We start from the raw sequence: 12,156 nt of genomic DNA on the forward strand, positions 1-12,156 counted from the left end.
CGTTCAACTGGGCATCAGGCAGCAGGACTCGTGGACGAATCATCACGCCGCGTGGACGAACCGGTCCCGGAGCGATCTCACCGTCCTCTGCGTATCGTGCCGGCCGGAACGGCGGGCTGCCCTGCGGGCCTCCCGTGCCTGTCCCGCCAGCCGCTCGGCCTCGGCCCGGCGGGTGAGTTCGGCGGCGTGGGCCTTCTGGAGCTCGTACTGAATCATCGTGTTCTCCCCTGTGGCGGAAGCCGGTTGTGCGGCGGAAGCCGGTTGTGCGGCGGAAGCCGGTTGCGGCTTCCTTCGATGCCTCGACTTTCGTCGCCCAGGGGGTCCGCCACATCGGGCGAGTGCCGCATCCTCATGGCGGAGGGGGCCTTAGGCGCTGTACGTGAATGCTTACGTACGGCCCAGGCCCCCTCGGGGATGCCTTACGGGGTTCTGCCCACCGGCCCTACTGGGTCGGGGCGGGCGCGGTGGCGGGAGCGGTCGGGAGCGCGGCGAACAGGTCGAAGTACATGCCGACGGCGACGATCAGGCCGATGACGGCAACGCCGACAGCGCCCCAGGCGACGGCGCGGACCCAGACGGCCTGCGGGCGGATGGGCGAGCTGAAGAACGGACGGGCCAGGACGAGGGCTCCGACGACCAGTGCCAGCAGCGCGAAGACGCCGTTGACGAGGGCGGTGGTGTGCCAGGAGTCGGCGTAGACCTCGTGGATCTGCTGCGAGGCGCTGGCGCTCTGCGAAAGCTTCAGCTGGCCGGTCAGGGTCTCGCGCTCGGAGAGCACCTTGCCCATCCAGCTGCCGGAAAGCCCGACGAAGCCCAGCGCGGCGGCGACGACGGCGGCCGCGCCAGCGCCGATCCCGGAGCCGGCGGCGGCGGGGCTGCCCGCCGCGAGCTCGGCCTCCGCGGCCTCTTCCTCAGCTGCTGCTTCCGCCGCGGCTTCATCCACGTCGGTGTCGGTGTCCTCAGCGGTCGCCTCCGCCGCGGCCTCATCGGCCTCGGCGTCCTGCACCTTGGCGGCGGAGTCGTCGGTCGTGTCGGTCTTGGTGGTGGCGTTCATGCGGCGCACGCTAGGCGCCCTTTCTGAGAGCGGGCTTAATGCTCTCTGTGTGCCTTCCACTCAGGCGCCAGTACCGACCAGACCTCGGTGTCGTGCCGGGTTCCCCGATGAGGGTGGTTCTGCCGCAGTACGCCCTCGCGCACCATCCCGAGCCGTTTCGCGACGTTGATGCTCCCGGTGTTCCCCGGGTCGACGTGCCACTCGACGCGGTGCATCCCGCGCTCGTGCACCGCCCAGTCGATCAGCACCCCGGCGGCGCGTGTGACCAGCCCCCGGCCCACCGCGGCCGGCTCCAGCCAGCAGCCGACTTCGCAGCAGCCGGTCGCGGCGTCGAACTGCGGGAACAGCACCCCGCCGACCAGCGTGCCGTCCAGCCGGATGCCGAAGAGCCGGCCGCCGTCGGCGGCCTGTTTGTCCGCGAACGACTGGAGGAACGCACGCGCCGAAGGGAGATCCCTGGCGGCGTCCGCCAGTCCGATGTACTGGCCGATGAATTCGCGGCCCCGGTCGATATGGGCCAGGTAGTCCGCGGCCTGCCACGGCTCCAGGAGTCCCAGCTCCGCGCCCTCACCGAGCGATATCGCGAACATGCTTCTCCTCCATCACCGGTGTGTGCTGCGGATGAATTTTCGCACGGTCACCGGTGTCACCGGCGCCGGGCGCCTCGATGCTGATGCGGGGCAGCCGCCGGTCCAGCCAGCCGGGCAGCCACCAGTTCGCCCGGCCGAGCAGGTGCATCAGCGCGGGGACCAGGAGCGTCCGCAGTACGAAGGCGTCGAGCGCCACAGCTGCGGCGAGGGCGATCCCGAACATCGCGATGACCCGGTCGCCGCTCAGCACGAAGGCGAGGAAGACGGAGATCATGATGACGGCCGCGGAGTTGATCACGCGGCTGGTCTCGGCGAGGCCGACCCGGACGGCCCGCCGGTTGTCGCCGGTCTCCCGCCACTCCTCGTACATCCGGCTGACCAGGAAGACCTGGTAGTCCATGGAGAGTCCGAAGAGCACCGAGACCATGATCACCGGCAGGAAGGGCTCGATCGGCCCCGCGCTGCCGAGTCCCAGCAGCTCACTCCCCCACCCCCACTGGAAGACCGCGACGACGACGCCGAAGGCGGACGCCACCGCTGCCACGTTCATCACGGCGGCCTTGAGCGGAATGCCGATCGAGCGGAACGCCAGCAGCAGGAGCAGACAGCCGAGCGTGATGACCACGGCGACGAAGAGCGGGAGTTTGCCGATGATCACCTCCGCGAAGTCGTCGTAGCTCGCGGTGACACCGCCGACCTCGACGTCGAGCGAGGTCCGGCTCTCGGCCCGGGGCAGGACATCCGTACGCAGCCGGTCGACGAGGTCACTGGTCTTCTGCGACTGCGGGGCCGAGTCGGGGACGACCGTGATGAAGGCCGTGTCGCCACTGCTGTTGTAGGTGACCGGGCTCACGGATGCGACGTCCTCGGTCGTACGCAGCCGGGCGGGCAGCTCGTCCAGCGCCACCCGGTCCCCCGCGCCGTCCAGCTTGGCGGCCAGCGTGAGCGGTCCGTTGGCCCCGGGCCCGAATCCCTTGCCGATGAGGTCGTACGCCTCCCGGGTGGTGGAGCCCGCCGGGCTGTTGCCCTGGTCGGACGTGCCCAGGTGGAGCCCCAGGGTCGGCAGCGCGAGGACCAGCATCACGGCCGCGGCGAGTGCGCCGAGCAGTCTGGGGTGCCGCTCCACGAAGGCCGACCAGCGGGCGGCGAAACCGGTGGGCGGATCGGGCTGCGGGCCACGCTCGGCGAGCCGTGCGCGTTCCCGGCGGCTCAGCGCCCGCATCCCGATGAACGAGAGCAGCGAGGGCAGCAGGGTCACCGACGCGGCCACGGTCAGGACGACCGTGAGAGAGGCCGCGATGGCGACACCGTTGAGGAAGTCCAGCCGCAGGATGAGCATCCCGAGCAGGGCGATGCAGACGGTCGCTCCGGCGAAGACGACGGCGCGGCCCGTCGTGCTCACCGCGTGTGTCACCGCCTCGGCGACCGGCAGACCGCGGCGCAGCGCCTTGCGGTGTCTGGTGACGATGAACAGCGCGTAGTCGATACCGACACCGAGTCCGACCAGCATCCCGAGCATCGGCGCGAAGTCGGCGACGGTCATGGCGTGTCCGAGCAGCTCTATGCCGGCGTACGCGGTGCCGACGCTGACCAGGGCGGTGGCGATCGGCAGCAGGCTCGCGGCGAAGGCGCCGAAGGCGAGGAAGAGCACCAGCGCGGCGACGGCGACCCCGATGGCCTCGCTGAGATGCACGCCGGTGGTCTGGGTGAGCGCGACGGCGCTGCCGCCCAGCTCGACCTGGAGCCCGTCGGCCTCGGCGGCCTTCGCGGTGTCGACGACGGTCCGGGCCTGCTGCACGGGGATCTCGTCGGACTGCGCGTCGAAGGTGAACACGGCGTAGGCGGTGTGCCCGTCGGCGCTGGTCCGCGGCGTCCCGACGGAGGAGATCCCGGGGAGGTCGTCGATCTTGTTGAGGGTCTGCGTCATGCGCTGTTCGACCCCGGACGCGCGCACGCTGCCCTGCGCGGTGTGCCAGACGATGGTGTCGCTGTCGCCGCCCTGGCCGTGGAAGCCCTGGTCGAGCAGGGCGGTGGCCCGCCCGGACTCGGTGCCCGGCACTTCGTAGTCGTTGGAGTACGCGGATCCGGCGAAGCCCGCGGCGGCCGCGGTGCCGCCGAGGGCGAGGAGCCAGAGAAGAACAGTCAGAAGGCGGTGCCTGATGCACCATCGCGCGATGGCTGCCAACGGACTGCTCCCTCGGGATCGACCTGGGTGGTTCGTCGGCCTTTATCGGGAATAAACCGTAAAGAGCAGAGACCTTTAGCGCATTACTCTGACATCGAAACGTGATCCTTTGCCTGTTTCGTGGGGTTAGTCACAAGGGTGCGCGTCGCCGTAGGGTCGGGGTATGGCTGCTGAAGAGGGGACCGTACGGCTCGACACCTGGATCTGGTCGGTGCGGCTCACCAAGACACGCTCGCAGGCCGCTGCGGCCTGCCGCGCCGGTCATGCCCGTCTCAACGGTGAGCGCGTCAAGCCCGCCCACCCGGTGCAGGCGGGCGACGAGGTACGGCTGTTCCACGCGGGACGCGAGCGGATCGTCGAGGTGTCACGCCTGGTGCGCAAGCGGGTGGGTCCGCCGGTCGCGGCCGAGTGCTATGTGGACAACAGCCCGCCGCCCCCGCCCCGGGAGGCCGTTCTCGACATCCCGGTACGCGACCGGGGTACGGGACGGCCGACGAAGCGGGACCGGCGTGAACTGGAGCAATTGCGCGGGGACATCGGACTGCGCTGACCGGTCCGGGGGCGGGTGAACGGAGCGGGCAGCTCCGTGCGGAGCGGCAACCGCACGCCCGGATGGACCGGCTCACACTCCGATGACCAGCAGGGCTCCCCACAGTGCGACGGTCGACACGGCCAGCGTCGCCGGTACGGTCAGCAGGCCGAGCCGGGAGAAGGTGCCGAGCTCGGGCTCCTGTCCGTACTCGTTCATGATGCGGCGCCACAGCAGCGTGGCCAGTGAGCCGACGTACGTCAGGTTCGGGCCGAGGTTCACGCCGATCAGCGCGGCGAGTACCGGTCCGGGCCCGGCGGGGCCGACGACCGGCAGCAGCGCCAGGATCGCCGGCAGGTTGTTGATGGCGTTGGACAGGACGGCGGCGACCCCGGCCACCGCGAGCAGCGCGGGGAGTGTGGCGCCGCCGGGCAGCAAGTGCCCGATCCCGTCGCCCAGTCCGTTGTCGACGACCGCCCGCACGACGACCCCGAGCGCGAGCACGAACAGGCAGAAGAACGGGTTGGCGTCGCGCACCAGGCCGGTGACGGTGGTCCGTCCGCGGCGCAGCGCGCGGACCCCGAGCACCAGGACCCCGGCGAGGGCGGCCCAGACCGGTTCGGCGCCCGCGAAGGAGGTCACCACGAAGCCGGCGAGCGTCAGACCGACCACCACCAGGGTGAACACCGGCGTCTCGGGCCGTTCGGCCGCGTCGGGCGCGTGCGCGGGCGCAGCCAGCTCGGCCGCGAAGAACCGGCGGAAGACGGCGTACTCGACCGCCACCGCGGCCAGCCACGGCAGGGCCATCAGAGCGGCGAACCGGGTGAAGGTCAGACCGCTCGCGGAGAACGCCAGCAGATTGGTCAGATTGGAGACCGGCAGCAGCAGGGAGCCGGAGTTGGCGAGGTGCGCGCACGCGTAGACATGGGGCCGCGGCCTTGCGCCGACCCGCGCTGCTGTCGCGAAGACGACCGGGGTGAGCAGTACGACGGTGGCGTCCAGGCTGAGCACCGCGGTGACCACGGCAGCGACCACGAAGACACCGCCGAGCAACCGCACCGGCCGCCCGCCGCACACCCGCGCGACCCGGTCGCCCAGGACGTCGAACAGCCCGTCGTCGGCGCAGAGCTGGGAGAGCACGAGCACCGCGGCGAGGAAGGCCACCACGGGCAGCAGGGTGCGCGTCTGGTCCCATGCCTCGGACGGCGAGACCGCGCCCAGAGCCACCACAAGTGCCGCCGCGGGTACGGCGGCTGCCGCCTCGGGCCGGCCCTGCGGACGGGTCACGGCGAAGGCGAGTACGCCCAGGAGCAGCGCTACGGAGAGGATCTCGGCGGGGACGGTGTTCAGGGCGTGCTCCGTGGTGGAAGCGGGCCGGGGCCGCGCCCCGGACCTCCGGCTCTTCCGACGCCGGGGGGATGTGATCGCGGGCCGGGCCTGCGATCACATCCCCCCGGCATCCGTGGAGCAGGGTCCGGGGCGCGGCCCCGTGCGACCGTGCGTGGGCGGGTCAGCCTTCGGCGCCGAGCTTCTCCAGGATCAGCTCGCGGACGCGCGCCGCGTCCGCCTGTCCCCGGGTGGCCTTCATGACCGCGCCGACGAGCGCACCGGCGGCGGCCACCTTGCCGCTGCGGATCTTGTCCGCGATCGCGGCGTTGCCCGCGATGGCTTCGTCCACAGCGGCGCCGAGCGCGCCGTCGTCGGAGACGACCTTCAGACCGCGCTTCTCGACGACCTCGTCCGGTCCGCCCTCACCGGCGAGCACGCCGTCGATGACCTGGCGGGCCAGCTTGTCGTTGAGGTCGCCCGCCGCGACGAGCTCCGCGACCCGAGCGACCTGCTCCGGCGTGATGGGCAGCGCGGCGAGGTCGCGGCCGGTCTCGTTGGCGTTGCGGGCGAGCTCACCCATCCACCACTTGCGGGCCTGGTCGGACGGGGCGCCCGCGTCGATCGTGGCCAGAATCGGGCCGAGCGCACCGGCGTTGAGGATCGACTGCATGTCGAACTCGGTGACGCCCCACTCCTCGCGCAGCCGGTTGCGGCGCACGCGCGGCAGCTCGGGCAGTGCGCCCCGCAGCTCCTCGACCCAGTCGCGCGCGGGCGCGACGGGGACCAGGTCGGGCTCCGGGAAGTACCGGTAGTCCTCGGCGTTGTCCTTGATGCGGCCGGCCGTGGTGGAGCCGTCCTCCTCGTGGAAGTGCCGGGTCTCCTGCACGATCGATCCGCCGGAGCTGAGCACCGCGGCGTGCCGCTGGATCTCGTAACGCGCGGCGCGTTCGACCGAGCGCAGCGAGTTGACGTTCTTCGTCTCGGAGCGGGTACCGAGCTTCTCGACACCGTGCAGGCGCAGCGACAGGTTGACGTCGCAGCGCATCTGGCCCATCTCCATCCGGGCCTCGGAGACGCCCAGCGCCTTGATCAGCTCGCGCAGCTCGGCGACGTACGCCTTGGCGACCTCGGGGGCACGCTCGCCCGCTCCCTCGATCGGCTTGGTGACGATCTCGATGAGCGGAATGCCCGCGCGGTTGTAGTCGAGCAGCGAGTGGGACGCGCCGTGGATACGGCCGGTGGCGCCGCCGACATGCAGCGACTTGCCGGTGTCCTCCTCCATGTGGGCGCGCTCGATCTGCACCCGGAAGGTCTCGCCGTCCTCCAGCTGGACGTCCAGATAGCCGTCGAAGGCGATCGGCTCGTCGTACTGCGAGGTCTGGAAGTTCTTCGGCATGTCCGGATAGAAGTAGTTCTTCCGGGCGAAGCGGCACCACTCGGCGATCTCGCAGTTCAGCGCGAGACCGATCTTGATGGCCGACTCGACGCCGATCGCGTTGACGACGGGCAGCGAGCCGGGCAGACCCAGACAGGTGGGGCAGGTCTGCGAGTTGGGCTCGGCCCCCAGCTCGGTGGAGCAGCCGCAGAACATCTTGGTCCTGGTGCCGAGCTCGACATGGACCTCCAGGCCCATGACGGGGTCGTACGTCGCGAGAGCTTCCTCGTACGACGCGAGTTCAGTGACGGTCACGATGAGACTTTCCCTCTCAGCCCAGCAGGACGTCGTCGTCGCCCAGGCGCTTCAGCTCACGTACGAGCAGAGCGATGCCGGTGGCGATGGCGGCTGCGGAGACGACGGCGTCGACCAGACGGAGCGTGTCGTTCTCGGTACGGGCCTTCTTGCCCTGCTTGATCACGCTCAGCGCACCGAAGGCGGTGGTTCCGATGGACAGGTACGTACCGGCCTTGGACTTCTTGAATCCCTTGGCCTTGCTCACAACAGCACTCACAATGACGGAGCCTCCTCAAGCAGCGGGTGTCCCCACCTTTCCACGAAGGCGGCCTCGACGGCAGCTCCGACCTTGTACAGCCGGTCGTCCTTCATGGCGGGGGCGATGATCTGCAGGCCGACCGGCAGTCCGTCTTCCGGGGCCAGGCCGCAGGGCAGCGACATGGCGGAATTTCCGGCCAGGTTGGTCGGAATGGTGCACAGGTCGGCGAGGTACATCGCCATCGGGTCGTCGGCGCGCTCACCGATCGGGAAGGCGGTGGTGGGCGTGGTCGGCGAAACGATCACGTCGACGCCGCTGCCCTCCTCGAATGCCTTCTCGAAGTCCCGCGTGATGAGGGTGCGGACCTTCTGGGCGCTGCCGTAGTACGCGTCGTAGTAGCCGGAGCTGAGCGCGTACGTACCGAGGATGATGCGGCGCTTGACCTCGTCGCCGAAACCGGCCTCACGGGAGAGCGCGGTGACGTCCTCGGCGGACTTCGTGCCGTCGTCGCCGACCCGCAGGCCGTACCGCATGGCGTCGAAGCGGGCCAGGTTGGAGCTGCACTCCGAGGGGGCGATCAGGTAGTACGCGGAGAGCGCCAGGTCGAAGGAGGGGCAGTCCAGCTCCACGATCTCGGCGCCGAGTTCCCTGAGGAGCTCGACGGACTCGTCGAAGCGCTGGATGACCCCGGCCTGGTAGCCCTCGCCGCGGAACTGCTTGACGACTCCCACGCGCAGCCCGGCGACCGAGCCGTTGCGGGCGGCCTCGACGACCGGCGGGACCGGGGCGTCGATGGAGGTCGAGTCGAGCGGGTCGTGCCCGGCGATGGCCTCGTGCAGCAGGGCCGCGTCCAGGACCGTACGGGCGCAGGGGCCGCCCTGGTCGAGGGAGGACGAGAACGCCACCATGCCGTAGCGGGACACCCCGCCGTAGGTCGGCTTGACGCCGACGGTGCCGGTGACGGCGGCGGGCTGGCGGATGGAGCCGCCGGTGTCCGTGCCGATGGCCAGCGGGGCCTCGTACGCCGCCAGTGCGGCGGACGAGCCGCCGCCGGAGCCGCCGGGGATCCGGGAGAGGTCCCAGGGGTTGCCGGTTGGCCCGTAGGCGCTGTTCTCGGTCGAGGACCCCATGGCGAACTCGTCCATGTTGGTCTTGCCGAGGATGACGACGTCGGCGGCCTTGAGGCGCTTGGTGACGGTCGCGTCGTACGGCGGGAGCCAGCCTTCGAGGATCTTGGAGCCGACGGTGGTCGGGACGCCCTCGGTGGTGAAGATGTCCTTCAGCGCCAGGGGTACACCGGCCAGCGGTCCGAGCTTCTCGCCGTTCGCCCGCTTGGCGTCGACCGCGCGGGCCTGCGCGAGCGCGCCCTCACGGTCGACGTGCAGGAAGGCGTTGACCTTCTCGTCGACGGCCTCGATCCGGGCGAGGTGCGCCTCGGTGACCTCGACGGCCGTGAGCTCGCCGGAAGCGATCTTCCCGGCGATCTCGGCGGCGGTGAGCTTGATGATGTTGATGTCCGTCATGGCTTAGTCCTCCCCCAGGATCTGCGGCACCTTGAAACGCCGCTGCTCCTGGGCTGGGGCGCCGGAGAGGGCCTGCTCCGGGGTGAGCGACGGACGGACCTCGTCCGCGCGCATGACATTCGTCAGCGGCAGCGGGTGGGAGGTCGGCGGTACGTCTTGGTCGGCAACCTCGGAGACGCGGGCGACCGCGCCGAGAATGTCGTCGAGCTGTCCGGCGAAGTGGTCGAGCTCTTCGTCCTTCAGCTCCAGACGTGCCAGCCGTGCGAGGTGGGCGACCTCCTCGCGCGTGATGCCAGGCATGCAGCGATCCTCAGGGGTGAGTGTGTGGATTTTGGCCCAATCCTATGGGGCCGGGGGCCGTGGCCACTAAACGGTTTCACCGGGGACAGCCGCGGAGACGAATCCGGCGCTGCGGAAAGCCGGGCGCAGGGACGTCTCAAGCCCGCTCGTACGCGGTCCCTGTGGTCCCCGCGGTCCCTGTCCCGCGCGGTCCCTGGGGCGGCCCCTCGGTCCCTGTGGTCGAGAAGCGGGGTCCTCACCGGAGCCCGGGTTACGGGTGTGAGGGGCCGGGTCAGGGGCGCTCCGGGGTACGGGCGCGGGAGCCGGACCCCGGGGGGAGCCCGGGTTACGGGTGCTGGTCCTGCTGCGGTCGCGGGCGGCTGTGCAGCACCACCTGCCCGGACGGCAGCTTCTCCTTCTCCGCGGCGGCCGCAGCCGCAAGCTCGGCCGGCCGCTGCCATCCCCGGGACCCCCGGGCCAGCAGCCATGCCGTCGCCTCGTGCGGCGGCATCGCGGCCGCCACCAGCCAGCCCTGTACGGCGTCGCAGCCCAGATCGCGGAGCCGCTCCCAGGTCTCGTCGTCCTCGACGCCCTCGGCCACGACGATCAGGCCGAGCGAGTGGGCCAGGTCGACCGTGCAGCGGACGATCTCGGCGTCCTCGTTGTCCACCGCGAGCCGGGCCACGAACGACCGGTCGATCTTCAGCTCGCTCACCGGGAGCCGCCGCAGATGGACCAGCGACGAGTACCCCGTGCCGAAGTCGTCCAGCGACATCTTCACGCCGTGTGCGGTCAGCCCGGCGAGGGTGTCGGCGGCCCGCTGCGGGTCCTCCAGCAGGACATGCTCGGTTATCTCCAGCTGGAGCGCGCCCGGCGGCACCCCGTGCCTGGCCAGCCGGGCTGCCACCGCTCCGGCGAAGCCGGGGGTGTGCACATCGCGCGGCGAGACGTTGACGGCCACCGGGACCTTCAGGCCCTGGAGGCGCCACTTGGCGACCTGGGCCAGGGCCGTCTCCAGGACGTACTCGGTGAGATGCGGCATCAGCCCCGACGACTCGGCGATGGCGATGAACTCGTCCGGGGGGACCCTGCCGCGCTCCGGGTGCACCCACCGGACCAGCGCCTCAAGACCCGCCACCTGTCCGTCGAACCGGACCTTCGGCTGGTAGTGCAGCTCCACATCGCCCGCGTCGAGCGCGCGCCGCAGATCGCCGAGCAACCCGAGCCGGTCAGGGGTGTTGGAGTCCCGCTTGGACTCGTACACCTCGACACCCGTGCGGTCCCGCTTGGCCTGGTACATCGCCACGTCGGCGCGCTGGAGGAGCCCCTCGGCGTCCAGCGCGTGGTCGGGAAAGACCGAGACGCCGGCGCTCGCCTCAAGGACCAGCGTCAGCCCGTCGAGGTCGAGCGGGGAGCTCAGTTCGGCCACCAGGTGGCGCGCGATGCGCATCACGCTCGTCGCCGAGTCGGCAGCCGGGAGCAGCACGGCGAACTCGTCGCCGCCGAGGCGGGCGACCTCCGCACCGCGCGGCAGTGCGAACCGCAGCCGCTCCGCTATCTGCAACAGCAGCCGGTCGCCCGCGAGATGCCCGAGCGTGTCATTGACCGAGCGGAACCGGTCGAGGTCGATCAGTACCAGTGACGATCTGAATCCGCCATTCTCCGCCTCCGCCAGCGCGGCCCAGGTCCGCTCCAGCAGCCACTGGCGGTTGGGCAGTCCGGTCAGCGGGTCGCGCAGCTGCTCCTCCGCACGGGCCCTGGCGATCCACAGCGTGGAGTCCAGAGCGATCAGCGGCACCGCGAAGAGCGGCAGCAACAGCGGCAGGGACACCGCGACCACGCAGATCAGCGGGGCGATCCCGAGCAGCGCGACGCCGACGAGTCCCTGCCTGACCAGAGCCGTACGGGCGACGGTCGGCAGCCCGCGGCTGGGCGGCGGCGCCGCGGACCAGAGCAGCATCCGCGCGACGACCAGATAGGCGGCGGCCGCCAGCACGATCTCCGCCGCGGACCCGATCCCCCAGGTGAGTGGCTGCCAGGGGTGCGCGACCGTCGAGGTCTCGCCGAAGGCGGCGAGGACGAGGGCGGCGGCGCCGATCCCCAGGATGTCGGACGCGCCGTGCAGCAGCCCCTGCCGCCAGCGGCGGCTGCGAGCAGCCCCCACGAGGACGACGACGGCTAGGCTGACCAGCGCCGCGGGCAGCCAGCCGTACAGCAGCAGGACGGCGAGGGTGAGAGCGGCGCCGGAACCGGTACCGCCCCACCAGCGGTCGCGGCCCAATGCGACCAGATGGCCCACGATGATGCCGGTGAGGACGGCGAGCGCCCAGCCCGCCGTGCCGTCGGGGAACAGCGCGCGGCCGTCTCTGACAGCGGCTAACGATCCGGTCACCAGGACGACTGCGGCCAGTCCCACGACGAACGGGAAGGCGGGCAGCCTCGCCAAGGAGTGAGCGAACTGCGCGAAACCGCGCACCCGCGACTCCGGATCGGCGCTCTCGGTCGGTTTCATGCCCGTCCCTCTCACAGCCGGCAGTGCCCATGCACGTGATGGCCCGCTGTCATGCCGTCACGGCTCATATCTTGTCCCGGACTCGGGAAGAAACTCCAGAGGAAGAATCTCCAGAAGAGCAGGGCAGGCCCATTGCAGCCGTGCGGGACGGGCGCACTCTTCAACAGTAGGCCGCGGAAGGGCCTGACGGGCAGCGTCCTGCAGGTCTTGCCCGAATGCGACCC

General features: G+C 70.9%; 11 protein-coding genes. 1 reads left to right on the forward strand and 10 read right to left on the reverse strand.

Annotation, left to right across the window (positions count from 1 at the left end; translation table 11 throughout):
- Window positions 1-42: 42 nt before the first annotated feature.
- The 4 genes from OG385_RS06765 to OG385_RS06780 all read right to left on the reverse strand — a co-directional run bounded on the left by OG385_RS06765 (window position 43) and on the right by OG385_RS06780 (window position 3,829).
- A complete protein-coding gene (locus OG385_RS06765; RefSeq protein ID WP_266852746.1) occupies window positions 43-216 on the reverse strand; it encodes a hypothetical protein in 174 nt (57 codons plus the stop codon).
- Between the two features lie 226 nt (window positions 217-442).
- Window positions 443-1,054, reverse strand: coding sequence for a hypothetical protein (locus OG385_RS06770; protein ID WP_266852748.1), 612 nt, complete (start codon window positions 1,052-1,054; stop codon window positions 443-445).
- Window positions 1,055-1,089: 35 nt separating this feature from the next.
- A complete protein-coding gene (locus OG385_RS06775; protein ID WP_266852750.1) occupies window positions 1,090-1,644 on the reverse strand; it encodes a GNAT family N-acetyltransferase in 555 nt (184 codons plus the stop codon).
- Window positions 1,622-3,829: an MMPL family transporter gene (locus OG385_RS06780; protein WP_266852752.1), complete on the reverse strand. Its 2,208-nt coding sequence runs from the start codon at window positions 3,827-3,829 to the stop codon at window positions 1,622-1,624. The genes OG385_RS06775 and OG385_RS06780 overlap by 23 nt, the downstream gene beginning before the upstream one ends.
- Window positions 3,830-3,992: 163 nt before the next feature.
- Here OG385_RS06780 and OG385_RS06785 point away from each other — a divergent pair, with 163 nt between their 5' ends.
- Entirely contained in the window at window positions 3,993-4,379 is a 387-nt protein-coding gene (locus OG385_RS06785) for an RNA-binding S4 domain-containing protein (protein ID WP_266852754.1), read from the forward strand.
- A 72-nt stretch (window positions 4,380-4,451) separates the two neighbouring features.
- On the opposite strand, the gene OG385_RS06790 is transcribed toward OG385_RS06785, so the two are convergent.
- From OG385_RS06790 to OG385_RS06815, 6 genes are all read right to left on the reverse strand, one after another.
- A complete protein-coding gene (locus tag OG385_RS06790; protein WP_266860687.1) occupies window positions 4,452-5,708 on the reverse strand; it encodes an SLC13 family permease in 1,257 nt (418 codons plus the stop codon).
- A gap of 160 nt (window positions 5,709-5,868) precedes the next feature.
- A complete protein-coding gene (gene gatB, locus OG385_RS06795; RefSeq protein WP_266852755.1) occupies window positions 5,869-7,377 on the reverse strand; it encodes an Asp-tRNA(Asn)/Glu-tRNA(Gln) amidotransferase subunit GatB in 1,509 nt (502 codons plus the stop codon).
- 16 nt (window positions 7,378-7,393) lie between these two features.
- Window positions 7,394-7,636 (reverse strand): hypothetical protein, encoded by a 243-nt coding sequence (locus OG385_RS06800; RefSeq protein WP_266852757.1) that lies wholly within the window; start codon window positions 7,634-7,636, stop codon window positions 7,394-7,396.
- Entirely contained in the window at window positions 7,633-9,141 is a 1,509-nt protein-coding gene (gene gatA, locus OG385_RS06805; protein ID WP_266852759.1) for an Asp-tRNA(Asn)/Glu-tRNA(Gln) amidotransferase subunit GatA, read from the reverse strand. Before gatA ends, OG385_RS06800 begins: the two co-directional genes overlap by 4 nt.
- A 3-nt stretch (window positions 9,142-9,144) precedes the next feature.
- A complete protein-coding gene (gene gatC / locus OG385_RS06810) occupies window positions 9,145-9,441 on the reverse strand; it encodes an Asp-tRNA(Asn)/Glu-tRNA(Gln) amidotransferase subunit GatC (protein WP_266852761.1) in 297 nt (98 codons plus the stop codon).
- Window positions 9,442-9,766: 325 nt separating this feature from the next.
- Window positions 9,767-11,932 carry a bifunctional diguanylate cyclase/phosphodiesterase gene (locus OG385_RS06815; protein WP_266852763.1) on the reverse strand — a complete coding sequence of 722 codons (2,166 nt, stop codon included), beginning with the start codon at window positions 11,930-11,932 and terminating at the stop codon, window positions 9,767-9,769.
- Between the last annotated feature and the right edge of the window lie 224 nt (window positions 11,933-12,156).

Source organism: Streptomyces sp. NBC_01306 (genome assembly GCF_026340465.1).
Lineage (GTDB): Bacteria > Actinomycetota > Actinomycetes > Streptomycetales > Streptomycetaceae > Streptomyces.